Annotated in this window: 16 protein-coding genes and 1 pseudogene; 15 read left to right on the forward strand and 2 right to left on the reverse strand. The window is 61.5% G+C overall.

Annotated elements, in window-relative coordinates:
- Positions 1 to 693: 693 nt before the first annotated feature.
- Positions 694 to 990: a DUF1778 domain-containing protein gene (locus tag C5L10_RS31285; protein WP_105432878.1), complete on the forward strand. Its 297-nt coding sequence runs from the start codon at positions 694 to 696 to the stop codon at positions 988 to 990.
- A gap of 429 nt (positions 991 to 1,419) precedes the next feature.
- On the opposite strand, the gene C5L10_RS31290 is transcribed toward C5L10_RS31285, so the two are convergent.
- A complete protein-coding gene (locus C5L10_RS31290; protein ID WP_105432879.1) occupies positions 1,420 to 2,136 on the reverse strand; it encodes a GntR family transcriptional regulator in 717 nt (238 codons plus the stop codon).
- Between the two features lie 173 nt (positions 2,137 to 2,309).
- Here C5L10_RS31290 and C5L10_RS31295 point away from each other — a divergent pair, with 173 nt between their 5' ends.
- The 6 genes from C5L10_RS31295 (at position 2,310) to C5L10_RS31320 (ending at position 10,574) form a co-directional block, all read left to right on the forward strand.
- Entirely contained in the window at positions 2,310 to 4,250 is a 1,941-nt protein-coding gene (locus tag C5L10_RS31295; RefSeq protein ID WP_105432880.1) for an ABC transporter substrate-binding protein, read from the forward strand.
- 83 nt (positions 4,251 to 4,333) lie between these two features.
- Positions 4,334 to 5,320 (forward strand): ABC transporter permease, encoded by a 987-nt coding sequence (locus C5L10_RS31300; protein WP_105432881.1) that lies wholly within the window; start codon positions 4,334 to 4,336, stop codon positions 5,318 to 5,320.
- Positions 5,317 to 6,471 carry an ABC transporter permease gene (locus tag C5L10_RS31305; RefSeq protein WP_105432882.1) on the forward strand — a complete coding sequence of 385 codons (1,155 nt, stop codon included), beginning with the start codon at positions 5,317 to 5,319 and terminating at the stop codon, positions 6,469 to 6,471. The genes C5L10_RS31300 and C5L10_RS31305 overlap by 4 nt, the downstream gene beginning before the upstream one ends.
- On the forward strand, positions 6,468 to 8,192 hold the full coding sequence (locus C5L10_RS31310) for an ABC transporter ATP-binding protein (RefSeq protein WP_105432883.1): 1,725 nt from the start codon (positions 6,468 to 6,470) through the stop codon (positions 8,190 to 8,192). The genes C5L10_RS31305 and C5L10_RS31310 overlap by 4 nt, the downstream gene beginning before the upstream one ends.
- Positions 8,193 to 8,196: 4 nt before the next feature.
- Positions 8,197 to 9,405, forward strand: a complete 1,209-nt coding sequence (gene manD / locus C5L10_RS31315; protein WP_105432884.1) for a D-mannonate dehydratase ManD — start codon at positions 8,197 to 8,199, stop codon at positions 9,403 to 9,405.
- A 14-nt stretch (positions 9,406 to 9,419) separates the two neighbouring features.
- On the forward strand, positions 9,420 to 10,574 hold the full coding sequence (locus tag C5L10_RS31320; RefSeq protein WP_105432885.1) for a mandelate racemase/muconate lactonizing enzyme family protein: 1,155 nt from the start codon (positions 9,420 to 9,422) through the stop codon (positions 10,572 to 10,574).
- 108 nt (positions 10,575 to 10,682) lie between these two features.
- Here C5L10_RS31320 and C5L10_RS34620 read toward each other — a convergent pair.
- Positions 10,683 to 10,793: pseudogene (locus tag C5L10_RS34620) on the reverse strand (nucleotidyltransferase); the annotation flags it as partial.
- Positions 10,794 to 11,028: 235 nt separating this feature from the next.
- On the opposite strand from C5L10_RS34620, the gene greA reads away from it, so the two are divergent.
- The 8 genes from greA to C5L10_RS31365 all read left to right on the forward strand — a co-directional run bounded on the left by greA (position 11,029) and on the right by C5L10_RS31365 (position 18,869).
- Positions 11,029 to 11,511: a transcription elongation factor GreA gene (gene greA, locus C5L10_RS31330; protein ID WP_105432886.1), complete on the forward strand. Its 483-nt coding sequence runs from the start codon at positions 11,029 to 11,031 to the stop codon at positions 11,509 to 11,511.
- A 125-nt stretch (positions 11,512 to 11,636) separates the two neighbouring features.
- Positions 11,637 to 12,569 (forward strand): MYG1 family protein, encoded by a 933-nt coding sequence (locus C5L10_RS31335; RefSeq protein ID WP_105432911.1) that lies wholly within the window; start codon positions 11,637 to 11,639, stop codon positions 12,567 to 12,569.
- An 89-nt stretch (positions 12,570 to 12,658) separates the two neighbouring features.
- A complete protein-coding gene (locus C5L10_RS31340; protein WP_105432912.1) occupies positions 12,659 to 13,870 on the forward strand; it encodes a LysR family transcriptional regulator in 1,212 nt (403 codons plus the stop codon).
- A 283-nt stretch (positions 13,871 to 14,153) separates the two neighbouring features.
- Positions 14,154 to 15,332, forward strand: a complete 1,179-nt coding sequence (locus C5L10_RS31345; protein ID WP_105432887.1) for an ABC transporter substrate-binding protein — start codon at positions 14,154 to 14,156, stop codon at positions 15,330 to 15,332.
- 180 nt (positions 15,333 to 15,512) lie between these two features.
- Positions 15,513 to 16,370, forward strand: a complete 858-nt coding sequence (locus C5L10_RS31350; RefSeq protein WP_046631922.1) for a branched-chain amino acid ABC transporter permease — start codon at positions 15,513 to 15,515, stop codon at positions 16,368 to 16,370.
- Positions 16,367 to 17,404, forward strand: coding sequence for a branched-chain amino acid ABC transporter permease (locus C5L10_RS31355; RefSeq protein WP_105432888.1), 1,038 nt, complete (start codon positions 16,367 to 16,369; stop codon positions 17,402 to 17,404). The genes C5L10_RS31350 and C5L10_RS31355 overlap by 4 nt, the downstream gene beginning before the upstream one ends.
- Positions 17,404 to 18,153, forward strand: coding sequence for an ABC transporter ATP-binding protein (locus tag C5L10_RS31360; RefSeq protein WP_105432889.1), 750 nt, complete (start codon positions 17,404 to 17,406; stop codon positions 18,151 to 18,153). The genes C5L10_RS31355 and C5L10_RS31360 overlap by 1 nt, the downstream gene beginning before the upstream one ends.
- The gene (locus C5L10_RS31365) at positions 18,150 to 18,869 is read left to right on the forward strand and encodes an ABC transporter ATP-binding protein (protein WP_105432890.1); all 720 of its coding nucleotides are present in this window, start codon (positions 18,150 to 18,152) and stop codon (positions 18,867 to 18,869) included. The genes C5L10_RS31360 and C5L10_RS31365 overlap by 4 nt, the downstream gene beginning before the upstream one ends.
- Positions 18,870 to 18,902: the final 33 nt, after the last annotated feature.

An 18,902-nucleotide genomic window follows, 5' to 3' on the forward strand; every position in this document is an offset into this window, starting at 1 on the left:
GCCGTTTCGGACATTTAAAACTGCATTCAGGTCTGTTGCGAGCTTTTACGGGCGCCCGACGTCAGACATCGTCCTGTTTTCCGGATTGCCGGATGAGATTTCCGAATCTCTTGAACTGGACGATGTCTACAACGTCGATAGCGTTGCCGTGCAGTTTTGAAGGTAGAATTCCTGTCGAAATGGCGGCTGAAACGACATTCACGATTACTCTTTCATACTTTCGCCGGCGGTCCGTCCGCGACCTTCACCGAGGAGAAAACGACGCTCATAGCGGTGTTGTGCGAGTGCTTTAGGTACTTGGTGATTGGTCATACCTCTCGCTCAAATCAACCACTGCCCGTCCAATGACCGATCAGTTTATGGCCTTCTCGAAGACATGACTAAACAGTCTGGGACGTTGGTTTGCGGTGAGCCCCGTAGTAGAGCCCTATTGCCATCGGGGTCTCGCCCGGAACGACAAACGAGAATCGTTGGAAGTTCCAGAACCACAAGATCGAGCGGAGGCGGCAGTGATTTGCATTAAGCTGGCTGCCCATCGATAACGCTTGTTATCGAGGATCCATTCGTGGCGGTTCGAGGCGAAAGGCTGCCTGCGACACATCTTCGTCAAATTTTTGTAACGACATCATCGTTACCGTTCTTGTAATGATGATGTCGTTACGCTCTATGTTGTTGGTTCATAGGAGTCCTGCCATGCCGAGGTCACACATCAGCAAAAGCGTGGACGCAAGCGTTCCACTGAACATGCGGTTTAAGCCTGCGACCCGCAATTTGATTGACCGCGCAGCCGAATTATTAGGCAAGACGAGTACGGATTTCATGTTGGAGGCGTCCGAACGGCGCGCTGAAGAAGTGCTGCTCGACCGTACTATCTTCACGGTAAGTCCCGAAGTCTATGCCGAGTTCCTTGCTCGCCTTGATGCGCCGGCGCAGATCAATGAACGTTTGAAACGCACCATGTCGATCAAAGCTCCGTGGGACAAGGCGTGACTGAAACACACCGGTCATACGACACCTCCAGCAACGGGATCCGCGGCGGGCATCGAAATCAGGCCGCGGTAACAACGGCGGGAGGACAGAAGCTACATAAATGTCGCCGTCTCGATACGACGAAACGGAATGCGAGCTATGACGACCCCTCGACCTGAGCGGAATATCAGAAGCCCCAACCGGTCTGGTCCGCTCAAGAGGCCTCGCGTCGATGTCTGCTTGAGTTGAGCAGCGGGTTCATATGGTCGGCTCCCATCGCTCTGTCGATGCAAGGGTGATGAAGGGTCCGACATTGCAAGGAAAGAGGCCGCCCCCGTCCACTTGGTGTCGGCATGCGCGGGCCTCACCGCGCGGCCGCCCGGGAGCCTCGTTGGTGCTTCCGCCGCCCCTCACTTTACGGCGAAACACCCGTTGCGGCCCCGTTGCACTTCACTTCTCATCTGCTCCGTGCGCCCGATAGCGTCGGGCGCGCATATGTTCAATGATATGTGCGCCGGATCCCGAAACATGTCTGGCAATGGCGGCGGCGGCTGCGTCGGGGTCATGCTGTTGTAGGCAGCCGAGCAGGTCCTTGTGCTCCTGGATCACGTCCTTTTGGCGTTTGACGGACGTCGTGAACTGGCGGCTGATCGCTCCCAGAATCTGTCGGTGTCGAACCCAAAGGTCGACCGCATGGCGGTTGTAATGTCGGTCGTACATCAGCCGATGAAACTGTAAATCAAGTTGCGAGTGCCGCATCTCGTTTTCGAAATTCAGACTCTCGATCTCTGCCTGAACTCGCTCCAGCTCTTCAATCTCACCTTTGGTGACGATGCCGACGAACCAGCGGGTCAGCGCCGGCTCGATCAGCACCTCGATCTCGCAGATATCGCGCACGAATTCTTCGTCGATGGGGCGGACGCGTGCACCACGGTTGGGCGTCATGATCACGAAACCTTCGCCGCGCAGCTGCTGCAGCGCCTCGCGCACCGGATTGGTGGAGGTGCCCATGCGGCTCGCCAGCTCGGCCACCTTCAGGCGTTCGTTCGCCTTGACGCGCCCGTGAATGATGTCGTCCCGCAGTCTCTCGTAGATCGACGAACCGCCGTCCTCCGCCAGATCGTCGCGGTCGGAAGCAGCCTGTCGAATGCCGGTAATCGTGCTCATAGGCTTGCTTTTAATGCACTTCTCCCTGTCTTCCAAGAGCCAAACATCAAATTTCGTACACTCAGATTGACAAATAATGTACAATCTGAAAGCATTCGTCCAACACGAATGTCGAGATGGCGCTCGTTCGGGAGGAATCCGGCTCAGACAGCCGGTTAAGAGGAGGAGAGGATATGGGTTACCAGCAGAAGCTGCGTGGCCTCGTCGTGTCGACGGGGTTGCTGACGACCGTGCTCTGGGGAGCGACGCTCCCGGCCTGGGCGGCCGATTACAAGCAGGCGCCGATGCTCGACGAACAGGTGAAGGCCGGCAAGCTGCCCACTGTCGCCGAGCGCCTGCCGGAACATCCTTACGTGGAAACCATGATCGACGGCGTCGGCAAGTATGGCGGCACGCTGCGCACCACGATTCTGGCCAATGGTGACCAGTACAATCTGACCCGCACCATCGCCAACGAACTGCTTGTCCGCTGGGATCCGAGGTGGCAGAAGGTCATGCCGTCGCTGGCCGAGGAGTTCAAGGCATCCGACGACGCGACCACCTACACGTTCAAGCTCCGCAAAGGCCTGAAGTGGAGCGACGGCCAGCCGTTCAACGCCGACGACATCATGTTCTGGTACGAAGACGTGTTCATGAACCCGGCACTGTCGCCGGCCAAGAACCCGACCTTCACGGTCGCCGGCAAGCCGGTCAAGGTCACCAGAATCGACGACCTCACCGTCGAATTCAAGTTCGAGTCGCCCTACGGCCTGTTCATCCAACAGCTCGCCTACGGCCAGGGCCACCTGCCGGTGATCTATCCGAAACATTACCTCAAGCAGTTCCACGAGAAGTACAACAAGGACGGCATCCCGGCGCTCTTGAAGGCCAATCCGGCTGCCGGCGACTGGGTGGCGTTGTTCAACTCCAAGGTCTCGCTGAGCTTCCAGCCGCCGTTCTGGCAGAACCTGGCTCTCCCGACGCTGAACCCGTGGATCCTGACGGTTCCCTATGCCGACAGCGAACGCGTCGTTGCGACCCGCAATCCCTATTACTGGAAGGTCGATACTGCCGGCAACCAGCTTCCCTATATCGACGGCATCACCTGGGCAAAGCTCGACGATCCGCAGCTGATGGCGCTGAAGATGACCTCGGGCGAGTTCGATTTCGCCTTCCGCCACATCAACAACTCGACCTTCAAGTCGGTGCTCTTCGACGGCCAGAAGACGGGCAACTACAAGTTCGTCGACGTCAAGGACCTGCCGGCCAATGACGCAGTTATCCTGCTCAACCTGAACTCCACCGATCCGGTGAAGCGCAAGATCTTCCAGAACAAGGATTTCCGTGTCGCTCTCAGCCACGCCATCAACCGACAGGAGATCATCGATCTCGTTTATGTCGGGCAGGGGGCTCCGGCGCAGGTTGCCGTTCAGCCAGAGCACGAGCTCTTCAACGAGCGCGAGGCGAAGCAGTATACCGAGTTCGACCCAAAGTCTTCGGCCGCAATCCTCGACAAGATCCTGCCGAAGAAGGATGCGGAAGGGTATCGTCTCGACGAGACCGGCAAGCGCTTCACCATCAATTTCATGGTCGCCGATGTTTTCGGCCTGTCCTATCCGGACGTCATGCAGATGGTGCAGAAATACGCCAAGGAGGTCGGCGTCGACATCCAGCTGCGCACCACCGACCGCGCCCGTCTCAACACCATGTGGGCGGCCAACGAGCAGGACGCCTATATCTGGAACTGCGTCGGCGGGCTCTCAGAAGTCTATACCGATCCGCGCTGCTACATGCCCTTCCAGAAGGCCGACATCTTTTTCGCGATGAAGTGGAGCGAATGGTATTCGAACCATGCGACCGGCGAGGAGCCGCCGGAAAACATCAAAGCGCTGATGGCCGCTTATGACAAGGTCAACGCCGCCGTCACCGATGACGACCGTCGCCAGAAGATGAAGGATTTCCTCAATCTGTCCGCCGACAACTTCCTCAATATCGGCATCTCGCGCCCCATGCCGAAGTACATGATGACGTCGAACAACCTCAAGAATGTCGTCAACGGCATTCCGATCACCGGCAACCTCTGGCACCCGGCGCCAACGCTGACCCAGTGGTATTTCGACAAGCCGACCAAGTAAGGGCCATCAGGCTCCTCCCGAGGCCGGTGGCAGCATAAGCGCTGCCGCCGGCGTCCTTCGATCCAATTCGAACGGTCAGTTCCATGCTCCGTTACATTCTCAAGCGGCTGGTGTTCGCGATCCCGACACTGTTTGCCGTCTCCATCATCGCCTTCATCATCATCCAGCTGCCGCCGGGCGACTATCTGACGACGCTGATGGCCGACTGGGCAAGCCAGGGCGGCGCGGTGGAATCCGGCACGGTCGCCGCCATGCGCGAACGCTACGGCCTCGATCAACCCATCTATTTCCAATATTACAAATGGATCTGGGGCATTCTGACCGCCGGCGATTTCGGCATCTCGTTCGAGCTCGGCAAGCCGGTAACGGAACTGATCTGGAACCGCCTCGGCTTCTCGATGCTGCTGTCGCTGCTGACCCTCTGCTTCGTCTGGGCGATCGCCATCCCGATCGGCATCCTGTCGGCGGTCAGGCAATATTCGATCTCCGATTACACGGCGACCTTCCTCGCCTTCTTCTTCCTCGCCGTGCCAGACTTCCTGATGGCGCTGTCGGCCATGTACGTCATGTCCGCCTGGTTCGGGCAGAGCGTCGGGGGGCTGTTTTCGCCGGACTATGTGGATGCCGGCTGGAGTTTTGGAAAACTCGTCGATTTCGCCCGGCATGTCTGGCTGCCGGTCGTCGTCATCGGCCTCGGTTCGCTGGCAGCATTGGTGCGCATCATGCGCTCCAACCTGCTCGACGAACTGTCCAAGCCCTATGTCACGACGGCGCGCGCCAAAGGCATGTCCGAGCTGGAACTGCTGATCCGCTACCCGGTGCGACTGGCGCTCAACCCGCTGATCTCGACGCTCGGCTGGATCCTGCCGGCGGTCATTTCCGGCGAGATCATCGTCTCGGTCGTCATGAGCCTGCCGACCACCGGCCCGCTGCTGCTGCGCGCGCTGCTCGCCCAGGACATGTATCTCGCCGGCTCGCTCATCCTGCTGATCTCGGTGCTCACCATCATCGGGACGCTGATTTCGGACATCCTGCTTGCTCTTACCGACCCGCGGATCCGTTTCCAATGACAGATATCACCAGCCTCCCGCCGGAAACCGGCCCATCGTTCGACCTCACCGGCAAGGACATCGCCGTCGCCGGTCAGTGGCGCCTGTTCTGGCTCAAGTTCAAGAAGCACAGGATCGCGCTCGCGAGCCTCGTCGTGATCGTCATCATGTATCTCGTGGCGGCCTTTGCGGATTTCATCGCTCCCTTCGATCCGAACGCGACGAATGCACGCTTCACCTACGCGCCGCCACAGGGCCTGTCGCTGTTTCACGACGGCTCGTTCCAGCCGAATGTGAAGCAGCTGAAGATGACGCTGAACACGGAGTCCATGCGCCGCGAGTTCGTGGCCGATCCGGCCAAGCCGATCAAGGTCGGCTTCTTCGTTGAGGCGGCTCAACCTTATGAATTGCTCGGCTTCATCCCGATGCAGACCAAGTTGTTTGGTCTGGTGGCCCCGCAGGTCGGCGACAGCCTCTACATCTTCGGCGCCGACCGGCTCGGCCGCGACATTTTTAGCCGTGTCGTACACGGCGCGCAGATCTCACTGTCGATCGGACTTGTCGGCGTGTGCATGAGCCTCATTCTCGGGGTGACGATCGGCGGTATTTCCGGCTTCTTCGGCGGTTGGGCGGATCTCGCCATCCAGCGTTTCATCGAACTTCTGCGCTCGATCCCGACCATCCCGCTATGGATGGGACTGGCCGCCGCAATCCCCGTCGGCTGGCCACCGCTCAGGACCTATTTCGTCATTACCCTGATCGTCTCGCTGATCGGCTGGACAAGCCTTGCCCGCGAGGTGCGTGGCAAATTCCTGTCGCTGCGCGGCGAGGATTTCGTCATCGCCGCCCGTCTCGACGGCATGAGCGAGATCGGCATCATCTTCAATCATCTGGTTCCGTCGTTCATGAGCCACATCATCGCGACGCTGACGCTGGCGATCCCGTCGATGATCCTGGCCGAGACGGCGCTCTCGTTCCTCGGCATCGGACTGCAGCCGCCGATCATCTCCTGGGGCGTGCTGCTGCAGGAGGCGCAAAACATCCGCGCCGTCGCCCAGGCGCCCTGGCTGCTGTTTACACCGGCCGCCGCGATCGTCATCTCGGTCCTGTCCCTCAACTTCCTCGGCGATGGTCTGCGCGATGCCGCAGATCCCTATGAGTCCGTATCATGAACATGAGCCCCAATACGTCACAGGATACGATCCTTAAGGTCGCAGACCTCAAGACTTTCTTCCCGATGCGCACCGGCATCTTCAAGGCGGTCGATGGCGTCTCGTTCGAGTTGAAGCGCGGCAGGACGCTCTGCGTCGTCGGCGAGAGCGGGTCCGGCAAGTCGGTGACAGCGCGCTCGATCCTGCAGATCGTCGATCGGCCCGGCCGCATCGAAGGCGGCTCGATTCTGCTCACCCGCGCCGACGGTTCGGTGACCGATCTCGCCAGGCTCGATGCGCGCGGCAAGGATATCCGTTCGGTGCGTGGCAAGGAGATTGCCATGATCTTCCAGGAGCCGATGAGTTCGCTCTCGCCGGTCCACCGCATCGGCACCCAGATCGGCGAGGCGCTGCGCATCCATTTCGGCATCCGCGGCAACGAGCAGCGCGAACGGGTCCTCGAACTGCTGCGTCAGGTGGAAATACCGCGTCCGGAAACCGCGATCGACCGCTACACGTTCGAATTTTCCGGCGGCATGCGTCAGCGGGTGATGATCGCAATGGCGCTCGCCTGCAACCCGCAGGTCCTGATCGCCGACGAGCCGACCACCGCCCTCGACGTGACCACCCAGGCCGAAATCCTCGACCTGATCAAGAAGCTGCAGCAGAGCCACGGCATGGCGGTGCTGTTCATCACCCACGACATGGGCGTGGTCGCCGAAATCGCTGACGAGGTGCTGGTCATGTATCGCGGCAAGGTGATGGAACGCGGCCCGGTGGAGCAGATTTTTCATGCTCCGCAGAACGACTATACCCGCCGGCTGATCGGCTCCGTCGTCAAGCTGGAGAAGAAGGCGGAGGTCCGCCTCACACGTGCCGCCATCCCGCCCGAAGCAGCGCCGCTTCTCGATGTGAAGAACCTGTCGCTGACCTTCCCCTCTGGTTTGAAGGCGGTCGACGACGTATCTCTGGCCGTGCGGCCGGGCGAGACGCTCGGCATTGTTGGCGAGAGCGGTTCCGGCAAGACGACCATGGGCCGCTGCCTGCTGCGCATCTACGATCCGCAGGCCGGCGCCATCGATTTCCGCCGCCCGGACGGTCACACGGTCGATATCCGCACCGCCAGCAAGGCGGAGCTGAAAGATATCCGCCGCGAGGTGCGGATGATCTTTCAGGACCCGGTGGGCTCGCTAAGCCCCCGCAAGAATGTCGGCCAGATCATCGCCGAACCGCTGAAGCTTGCCGGCATCAACGGCGGCGAGAGGCAAGACCGGGTTGCCGAACTGATGCGGCAGGTCGGTCTCGATCCCGCCTGGCGGGAGCGTTATCCGCATGCCTTTTCCGGCGGCCAGCGCCAGCGTATCGGCATCGCCCGGGCGATTGCCGTCAAGCCGCGCCTGATCATTGCCGACGAGGCAACTTCGGCGCTCGACGTGTCGCTGCGCTCGCAGATGCTCGACCTGATGATGAAGCTGCAGGACGAGCTCGGCCTTTCCTACGTCTTCATTTCCCACGACATGTCGGTGATCCGCTACATGTGCGACCGCGTCGCGGTCATGTATCGCGGCAGGATCGTCGAGACCGGCGATACCGACCAGGTCGTCAACCATCCGCAGCACGACTACACCCGCGCGTTGCTCTCGGCCATTCCCCATCCTGATCCGCGCGAGCGGCGCATCCACAAGCGGTTCCGCTACGACCCCACAGCCAAGCCCTCGGGCACAGTTTCAGCTAACGGATAAATCGATGAAAATTACCGATGTCAAAATCATTGTCTGCTCGCCGGGCCGCAACTTCGTGACCGTCAAGATCTTCACCGACGAAGGTCTCACCGGGGTTGGTGACGCAACGTTGAACGGACGCGAAAAGGCGGTCGTCGCCTATCTGGAGGAGCATTTATCCCCGCTCCTGATCGGCCGCGATCCGAGCCGCATCGAGGATATCTGGCAGTATTTCTACAAAGGCGCCTACTGGCGCAGAGGCCCGGTGACCATGGCGGCGATCGCCGGCATCGATACCGCGCTCTGGGACATCAAGGCCAAATCCGCCAACATGCCGCTCTACCAACTTCTCGGGGGGGCGAGCCGCGAGAAGGTACTCTGCTATACCCACGCGCAGGGCACCGATATCGCCGAAGCCGTCGAGGCCGTCGGCAAGCGCATCGAGCAGGGTTACAAGGCGATCCGCGTCCAGGTCGGCATTCCTGGCCTGGCGGATGTCTACGGCACGGGCAGGAAATCCGTCACCAACAACGCAGCCGACGATGCGTTTCCGCATGAGGAAACCTGGTCGACGTCCAAATATCTCCGCTACATTCCCGAGCTGTTCAAGGCGGTTCGCGAGGCGCATGGCTGGGATATCGAGCTCTTGCATGACAGCCATCATCGTCTGACCCCGATCGAAGCGGCCCGGCTCGGCAAGGACCTGGAATTCGCCCGGCTGTTCTGGCTGGAGGATACGGTCGCCGCCGAGCACCAGGAAGGTTTCCGGCTGATCCGCAAGCACACCACCACGCCGCTTGCCGTCGGCGAGGTATTCAACACGATCTGGGATGCGCGGCTTTTGATGGAAGAGCAGCTCATCGACTATATTCGCACCACGACCGTGCATGCCGGCGGTATCACCGCGCAGCGGCGGATCATGGATTTCGCGAGCGTCTACAACGTCCGGACCGCCTGCCATGGCGCGATGGACATGTCACCGATCTGCCTCGGCGCCAACCTGCATCTTGATCTCTGGGTTCCGAATTTCGGCATTCAGGAATATTCCGGCTACCTGCCGGAAATCCTCGACGTCTTCCCGAGCGCCTGGAGCCTCAAGAACGGTTACCTGCATCCGGGCGAGGCGATCGGCCATGGGGTCGATATCGATGAGAAGCTTGCGGAAAAATATCCATACCAGCGCGCCTACCTGCCGGTGAACCGTCTCGAAGACGGCACCTTGTGGCACTGGTAATCCCGGAGAAGACGATGAAGATCACAGCAATCAAGAGTTATGCCGTCAAGGTCGGCATCCGCAACCAGCTTCTGGTGAAGGTCGAGACCGACCAGGGGATTTTCGGTTGGGGCGAAAGCGGGCTTTCCGGCCGCGAAAAGGCCGTGGTCGGCGCGCTCGAGCACTATGCCGAGTTCCTGCGCGGTCGTGATCCGTTCAAGATCGGCGCGTTGTGGCAGGAAATGTACCGCAGCCAGTATTTCGAAGGCGGTCGCGTGCTGCAGGCGGCAATCTCGGCGATCGACATCGCGCTTTACGACATCAAGGGCAAGGCGCTCGGCGTGCCGGTCTACGAACTGCTCGGCGGCAAGCAGCGCGACCGTATCCCGACCTTCGCGACGACGTTCGCGGAACCCGGTCCGGCGATGATCGAACAGGCTCAGATGCTGGTCGAGCACGGCTGGACGGCCATGCGCCTGTCGCCGTCGGGCCACGAACACAAGGACGTCTACGAACCGCGAGAACATATCGCCACGACGGCCAAATGGTGCGTCAAGGCCCGCGAGGCGCTCGGCGACGACGTCGTGCTCGGTATCGACTATCACCACCGACTCTCGGTCGCGGAGGCAGCAAGCTTCTGCCAGAAGATGCCGAAGGGCACGCTCGATTTCCTCGAAGAGCCGATCCGCGACGAGTCGCCGGGCGCTTACGAGGCGCTGCGCCGGATGACCGACATCCCGTTTGCGATCGGTGAAGAATTTTCCTCGAAATGGCAGTTCCAGCCCTACATCGAACGCGACATCCACCAGTTCAACCGCCTCGACGTCTGCAATGTCGGCGGCCTCACGGAATCGATGAAGGTCGCCGCCTGGAGCGAGACCCATTACGTCGACATGATGCCGCACAATCCGCTCGGTCCTGTCTGCACCGCGGCGACTGTCCATTTCTCGGCAGCGGTTGCCAACTTTTCCTGGCTGGAGACCCGTGCGAGCCCGGCGGAAAGCCATCTCGGTTTCGACAATTCCGATTTCTTCCCCGTCCAGCCACGGCTGGAGGGCGCCTATTATCCGGTCTCGGACGCGCCAGGCCTCGGCGTCGAAGTCAACGAGGACATGATCGCAAGCCAGAGCTTCGAGTTCTGGGAGGCTCCGCACCTGAAACGGCGCGATGGTTCTGTTACCAACTGGTAGGGATCGTGCGTTTGCAGGAGTAATTGACCCCGGAAAAGGGATGGAACGTCGCCGTCCCATCATCAATGTCGCCCAACCTTCCAACACTCCGACAAAAGAGCCCAGCCTGTCGGCCGTGCCCTGTTTCAGCGCATCCTCGAATTCCTCATGCAGGATGTCCAGGATCCTGCTGAGTTCGCGCTGTTTGCGCGGTGGTCTATGATCGGTCGAGGGCTTCATGAGCAATCGATAGGCGGAAAGATCTGGACCCTCCACTGGCAGTTCTGATAGTTCCACCGCTTGGGAATTGGCCTGCTGTTTGGTCTTCGAGCAGCGAAGCGCAGGTCGCCGCGTGCGGGATCCACGGATGGATCGAGATTGGCGGTTCGTCCGTTGTTGTCGTATGCATGGGTTCGACAAACGGCGGGCCAGACGCTCCATGCGCTGCGGGTGCTGTACCAGACGGAGTTTGAGATTGAGTGTTGCCTTCACCAAGGAAGAAAGTTCCGAAACCGCTTCGGAAACCCTGCTGCCGGATCGTCCGATTTCGCCGCATCCGAACCTCGTGACGCAAGCGGGGCTGAAGGCCTTGGAATTGCAGCTTGCGCAGGCGCGCGAGGCCTATCGCGCGGTGAGCGCGATCGAGGACGTCAATGAACGGCGGCGGCAGCAGGCAAATCCACTGCGCGATGCCCGCTATTTTGCAGCGAGAGTTCAGACGGCCCAGTTGGTTCCGGATCCGACGTCGTTCGAGAATGTCGCCTTTGGCAGCACGGTGACCTTCAGCCGCGACGATGGGCGCGTCCAGACCTATCGGATCGTCGGAGAGGATGAAGCGGACCCCAAGACCGGATCGATTTCTTTCGTTTCACCGGTCGCAAGGCTGCTTATGGGCAAGGCCGTCGGAGATATCGTTAGCGTCGGCGATCAGGAGCTGGAGATCCTCGCAATCTCCTGAAATGCTCATATAGCCACTATCTCCGTGTTCAAACCGTTGAATGACGGGTTGAGCAGGCGTCCGGCAATGGTTATCAGGTGCTGACTGCAAACCGACCTTCCGCGAACCACAAGGCGCATCCCGGCATGACCCCAGATTTTCTCGTCACCCATTCGGGGGGCTTCCATGCCGACGAATTGCTGTCGAGCGTCGTCCTGACCCGGCTTTTCCCAAAGGCTCAGATCGTTCGCAGCCGGGCGCCCGAATGGATCACGCCCGGTGCCGACCGCGTCATCTACGATGTCGGCGGCGCCTATGACGCTGCGGCGCAGCTCTTCGATCACCACCAGCGCGGCGCGCCGCTGCGCGACGATGGCCAGCCTTACAGCTCGTTCGGATTGGTCTGGAAACACTATGGCCGTGATTACCTTGCAGCCCTGGGCCTTCCCGGGGCTCATATCGAGGCATTGCACGCCTCTTTCGATGGGAGCTTCGTGCTTCCGATCGATCTGATGGACAATGGTGCGCTCAGCCCCTCGATTGCAGGGCCGCTGGTTGGACTCACTCTGCCCTCTCTCCTGGAAACCTTAAAACCCGTGTTCGACGAAAAGGACCCGGAGGCAGAAAACCACAGCTTTCACGCGGCACTTGCCATTGCCCGCAGTTTCGTCGAGGCACGGATTGCCCAGAGCGCTGCCAAACTGCGGGCCGAGGCGCTCGTCCACCAGGCGATCGTGGATACGGGCGAAGGACGCATTCTGGAATTGCCGGTGGGAATGCCATTCCGTCCGGCGATCATCAAGGCCGGCGCCGATCATCTGTTGTTCGTCGTTCACCCGCGCGACAAGGATTGGTGCCTCACCACCATCCGCCGTGCGGATGAAGGTTTCGAGGTGCGCGCCGATCTGCCGGCGGCCTGGGCCGGCCTGACCGACGGTGATCTCGAGGCGGTCTGCGGCGTCGAAGGCGCCAGCTTCTGTCATAATGGCCGGTTCATCGCCGCTGCCAGAACCCGCGAGGCCGCTTTCGCCATGGCAGAACTCGCGGTGAGGGAAGCTGTCGCCAACGGGACCAGGTAAAGGCGTCAAGGAACGGCGGCAGTCAAGGAGGCCTGTTGAGGCCGGGCTTCCGCTTCCGGCGCCAGACAGATATGCTAGAAGAGCCCATCATGAGTTCTTCGCGGCCCGCATCGCCATCAACAATCCTGCATCACAGCCTCAGGCACTTGAGGGCGTTTCTGGCGGTCGTCGATACCGGCTCGGTAACCAGGGCGGCGGAACTCTGCTTCGTCTCCCAGCCGGCAGTCACCCAGGCCCTGTCAAAGATCGAAAAGACCGCCGGACTGCCGCTGTTTTCCCGCACGCCGCAGCGGATCTTTGCCAATGGCGCCGGCGAAATCCTGGCGCTGCGCATCAAGCGTGCATTCGGGTATCTTGATCCCGCCTTGTCGGAACTGTCGCCGCGCCTTCGGGTGACCGCGACGACCGCGCAACTGAAATCGCTGATCGCGGTCCGCGAAACCGAGAATTTTACCCTGGCCGCGAGCCGCCTGGGCCTCAGCCAGCCGGCGGTCTATCGCGCCGTCAGTCAGCTCGAGGAGGAGGCTGCGCGTCCGCTGTTCGAACGGACGTCCTACGGCATCGTCGCCACCCGTGCGGCCCATGCCCTCGCTCAGGCGGCAAGGCTCGCCTTCGTCGAGCTCGAACAGGCCGATGCCGACCTTGCCGAACTGACGGCGGCCGAGATCGGCCAGATCGCCATCGGCGCCACACCGCTTGCCAAATCCTATGTCCTGCCGAAGGCGATCGCCAGTTTCCGCAAGATCCGGCCGAACTTGCCGATCCAGATCCAGGAGGGTCCTTACCCGGACCTGCTGGGCGCTCTCCGCCGTGGCGAAGTGGATTTCATGCTCGGTGCGCTTCGGGTGCCGGCGCCGATCGGCGATGTGGACCAGAAGGTGCTGTTCCACGACACGGTGGTCATGGTTTCGGGGCAGGCGCATCCGCTGGCCGGCCGTGAGGCGCTGACGGTCGAGGAGCTTGCCGCATTCCCCTGGGTCGTCAATCAGAGCGGCACGCCGATGCGCCGGTATTTCGACAGCGTCTTTGCCGGTTCGCCGAGCGGGCCGCCGAAGAGCATCGTCGAGACCGGCTCGCTGATCCTGATGCGCGAGCTCCTGGATTCCAGCGACCATCTCGGCTGCACCTCCCGTCTCCAGGCGGAAGCGGAGATCGCCCGCGGGCTGATGCGGGCGCTGCCTTTCGATCTCAGCCACACATCGCGGCCGATTGGCGTGACGACGAGACGGGACTGGCTGCCGACGGTCGCACAGCAGGCGTTCCTGGAGCTTCTGCCCAACTGGTCCGATCGGCCGCTATAACCATAACTTATGAGTCCGGCCGATGAACTGATTGAGCGGGGAGACGCGGCCGGTCTAAGATGCAAATGTGCCAGGCAGGTGGAGAGACTGGTGTTGGCACGAGGATTGCCGTGTCGAGGCCCATGGAGCTTGACGAAAAGTTGAAAATGGTGGGACGTCGAAGTATCTCGACCCGTTGACTGACGCATCGGCAGTCAACGATATAGGTTAGCGGTGTTGGCGGGCCTGGCTGAAGTCCGGCAAGCCTTCCATAAGAAAATTCTACACTCGGAGGAGGAAATACATGCTGAACAGAAGAATGCTCATCGCAGCGGCGGGCGTAGCGCTCAGCTGCCTTGCTGCCATTCCGGCCGCCGCCCAGGAAACCATCAAGATCGGCCTCATCCTGCCGATGACCGGTCCGTTTGCATCGACCGGCCGTCAGGTTTCGGCCGGCGTCAAGACCTTCATGGCGATGAAGGGCGACACGGTCGCCGGCAAGAAGATCGAGCTCGTCATTCGCGACGATGCCGGCACGGCCGACCAGACCCGCCGCATCGCCCAGGAACTGGTTGTCAACGACGGCGCCAAGGTTCTGGCAGGCTTCGGCCTGACGCCGCTCGCCATGGCAGTCGCGCCGGTCGCGACCCAGGCGAAGGTCCCCTCGGTGGTCATGGCAGCCGGCACGGCTTCGATTACCAAGGCATCGGAATACATCACCCGCACCTCGGGCACACTGCCGCAGTATTCGATGCCGGTCGGCACCTGGGCCGCCGCCAGCAAGATCAAGAAGGTGGTGACGCTGGTGTCCGACTATGGTCCGGGCATCGATGCCGAAAAATGGTTTACCAAGGAATTCAAGGCCAAGGGCGGCGAGATCGTCGAAGCCGTCCGCGTTCCGCTTGCAAACCCCGATTTCGCGCCCTTCCTGCAGCGTGTCCGTGACGCCAAGCCCGATGCCGTCTTCGTCTTCCTGCCGTCGGGTGCCGGTTCGCTGTTCATGAAGCAGTTCGCCGACCGTGGCCTCGCCGATGCCGGCATCAAACTGATCGCGACCGGCGACGTGACCGACGACGACATCCTCAACTCGATGGGCAAGCCGGCAATCGGCACCATCACCGGCCATTTTTACGCGACCGCTCATGACAGCCCGGAAAACAAGGCCTATGTCGCCGCCTTCAAGAAGGCCAATGCCGACATGCGCCCGAACTTCATGTCGGTCGGCGGTTTCGACGGCATGGCGCTGATCTATGCAGCGCTCGAAAAGACCAAGGGTGACGCCACCGGCCCGGCCTTCATGGCAGCCGTCAAGGGCCTCTCCTGGACGAGCCCGCGTGGTCCTGTCTCTATCGATCCGGAAACCCGCGACATCATCCAGAACATCTATATGCGCGAGGTCAAGGACGTGAACGGCGAGCTGCAGAACGTCGAGTTCCAGACGTTCAAGGATCTCAAGGATCCCGAAAAGGCCGACGCTAAGTAAGGGCACGCTTTCAAACGGGCGGCGGGAGACTGCTTCCGCCGCTTCCGGTGCGAAAATATCCTGACATCCTTGTTCTTGACCGCGGTCTCCCGAGTGGGAATGTTAGGATCTGTTGATCGGTAAACGGGCGCGCGGCCGCGGGTGGAAAAACGCCGGCGGTCGCTCTCAAAGAAGAGCCAAATGCTTACAATCCTGTTCGACGGCATCGCCTACGGCATGCTGCTTTTCATTCTGGCCTGCGGGCTGACGGTGACGCTCGGTCTGATGAACTTCATCAACCTGGCGCATGGCGCGTTTGCCATGGCCGGCGGCTACGTGACCGTGGTGATGATGAACCGCTACGGCATCTCCTTCTATTGGTGCCTGCCGGCGGCCTTCGTCGTTTCGGCGCTGATCGGCCTCGTGCTGGAGCGGACGCTCTACCAGTGGCTCTACCAGGCGCCGCATCTGGACCAGGTGCTCTTCTCGATCGGCATCGTCTTCATGGCGATTGCAGCGACAGACTATTTCATGGGCGGCCAGCAGCAGCTGATCAACCTGCCGCCGGAACTGTCCGGCCGGATGGACGTGTTCGGCGTCGGCGTCGGCCGCTACCGGCTCTTCACCATCATCGTCTGCGCGGCGCTTGCGCTTGCGCTGCAGCTCATCCTCTCGAAGACCCGGTTCGGCAGCCGGCTGCGCGCCGCGGTCGATGACCGGCGCGTCGCCATGGGCCTCGGCATCAACGTGCCGCTCGTCTTCGCGCTGACCTTCGCCTTCGGTTCGGGCCTTGCGGGCCTGGGCGGGGCGATGGGCGCGGAAATCCTCGGGCTCGATCCGAACTTCCCGCTGAAATTCATGATCTACTTCCTCATCGTCGTCTCGGTTGGCGGTACGTCCACCGTCTCCGGCCCGTTCCTTGCCGCCCTGCTGCTCGGCATCGCCGACGTGGCCGGCAAATACTACGTGCCGGCGATCGGTCCCTTCGTCATCTACGCGCTGATGATCGTCATGCTGATCGTACGGCCGAACGGCCTGTTCTCAAGGGGCGGCCGATGAGCGTTCTTCCGCAGGAAACCACCGTGTCCGCAAATTCCTCCACTGCTGCAGCCGAGGCCCGCGCTGCGAAGCTGATGAAGCGCAGAAGCCGCATCCGCTTCTACGAGATCATCGTCTGGATCGCCGCGATCGCCGCTTACTTCCTGCTGCCGTCGAAGATGCTGATCCTCACCGAGATCGCCATCCTGGCCCTGTTTGCGGTGTCGCTCGACCTGGTGCTCGGTTTCGCCGGCATCGTCTCGCTCGGCCACACCGCCTTCTTCGGCCTCGGCGCCTATGTGGCGGGCCTGATGGCGCAGCATTATTTCGCCGAACCGGTGACCGGGCTGATCGTCGCGGGCATTGCCTCCGGCGTGCTTGGCCTGCTCACCAGCTTCCTCATCCTGCGCGGCTCCGACCTCACCCGCCTGATGACCACCCTCGGCATCGGCCTGATGATGGCGGAAGTCGCCAACCAGATGGCCTGGCTGACCGGTGGCGCCGACGGCCTCAGCGGTTTTTCGCCTGGCCCGATCCTCGGCATGTTCGAGTTCGACCTGTTCGGCAAGGTCGGTTATCTCTATTGCGTCGGCGTCCTCTTCATCGGCACGATGATCATGCGCCGCATCGCCTTTTCGCCTTTCGGCCTGTCGCTGAAGGCGATCAAGGGCAACTCGATGCGCTCCGCCATGGTCGCCGTGCCCGGCCGCAAGCGCGTCGTCACCGCCTATACGATTGCGGCGGTGTTTGCCGGCATGGCGGGGGCGCTGCTCACCCAGACGACGGCCTTCGTTTCCCCCGATGTGCTCGCCTTCCATCGCTCGGCCGATGTTCTGCTGGTGCTCGTCATCGGCGGTACCGGTTATCTCTATGGCGGCATCTTCGGCGCGATCCTGTTCACGCTGGTCAAGGACTGGCTGTCGGTGATCACGCCGCAATACTGGATGTTCTATATCGGCCTGCTGCTCGTCATCCTGGTGCTGATCGGCCGCGACCGGCTGTCGCGCTGGGTGGAATACCTGCCCGAGCGCCTGTCGAAGAAGGAGGACCGCTGATGAGCGAGATCGTTCTCGAAACCAGGCACCTGGTGCGCCGCTTCGGTGCCTTCCTCGCCACCAACGATGTGAGCCTGAAGGTGGAGCGCGGCGCTCGCCATGCGCTGATCGGCCCGAACGGCGCCGGCAAGACGACGCTGATAAACCTTCTGACTGGTGTGCTGCCGCCATCTGAAGGCCAGGTTTTCCTCGAAGGCGAGGACATCACCTCGATGGCCTCGTTCCGGCGGGTCAAGCGCGGGTTGACTCGCACCTTCCAGATCAACCAGCTGTTCAACGAGTTCACCCCGCTCGAAACCGTGACGCTGGCAATCGCCGAGCGCGAAGGCGTCGGCCACAATCTGTGGCGGTCGATCGCCGGTTACGGCAAGGTCGTCGACGAGGCGGCAGACCTGCTGGCGCGCTTCGGCCTTGCCTCTGTCATGGGTGAGCGCACCGTGATCCTGCCCTATGGCAAGCAGCGCCTGCTCGAGATCGCCCTGGCCTTTGCGTCGAAGCCGCGTGTCCTGCTGCTCGACGAACCAGCCGCCGGCGTCCCGGAGGACGAGCGGCACGAAGTGCTGCAGATCGTCTCCGACCTTCCGGCCGACGTCACCGTGCTGCTGATCGAGCACGACATGGACCTGGTCTTCTCGTTCGCCAACCGGATTTCGGTTCTGGTGGCGGGCGCGGTCTTTGTCGAAGGAACGGTTGCGGAAATCTCCAGCGATCCGCGTGTCAAGGCCGTCTATCTTGGAGAAAACGCATGAGCGCCCCGGTTCTGGTCACCGAAAAACTGGTCGCGGGTTATGGCGAGGCAAGCGTTCTCGCCGGCATCAGCCTGACGATCGAAGAGGGCAAGACGCTGGCGCTGCTCGGCCGCAACGGCACCGGCAAGACAACCTTCGTCAATACGCTCGCCGGCGTTACCACCCATCATTCCGGCTCGATCCACCTGATGGGACGCGACGTGACAAAACTGCGCGCCGACCGGCGTGCCGCAGCAGGCATCGGCTGGGTGCCGCAGGAGCGCAATATCTTCAAGTCGCTGACCGTCGAGGAGAACATGACGGCGATCGCACGCCCCGGCGTCTGGACGCTGGAACGGGTCTACACGATGTTCCCGCGCCTCAAGGAGCGCCGCAAGAACCTCGGCAACCAGCTCTCCGGCGGCGAACAGCAGATGCTGGCGGTCGGGCGGGCGCTGATGGTCAATCCGAAACTGCTTCTCCTTGACGAGCCGACCGAAGGCTTGGCGCCCCTCATCGTCGACGAACTGCTTTCGGCGATCCAGCGCATCACCCAGGGCGAGGGCATGTCGGCCATCATCATCGAGCAGAAGGCCCGCAAGGTGCTGCCGCTCTCTGACGACGCCGTCATCCTCGATCGCGGTGCGATCGTCTACCAGGGTACCAGCGCCGACCTGCTCGCCAACGAGGATATCCTCGGAAAGCATCTGACCGTGGAAAAGGGTGCACCGCACTAGTTCAGGAAGTTGCTGGGGGAGACGAAGGCCTCG

Origin of the sequence: Neorhizobium sp. T6_25 (genome assembly GCF_002968555.1) — a bacterium.
Classification (GTDB): Bacteria; Pseudomonadota; Alphaproteobacteria; order Rhizobiales; family Rhizobiaceae; genus Neorhizobium.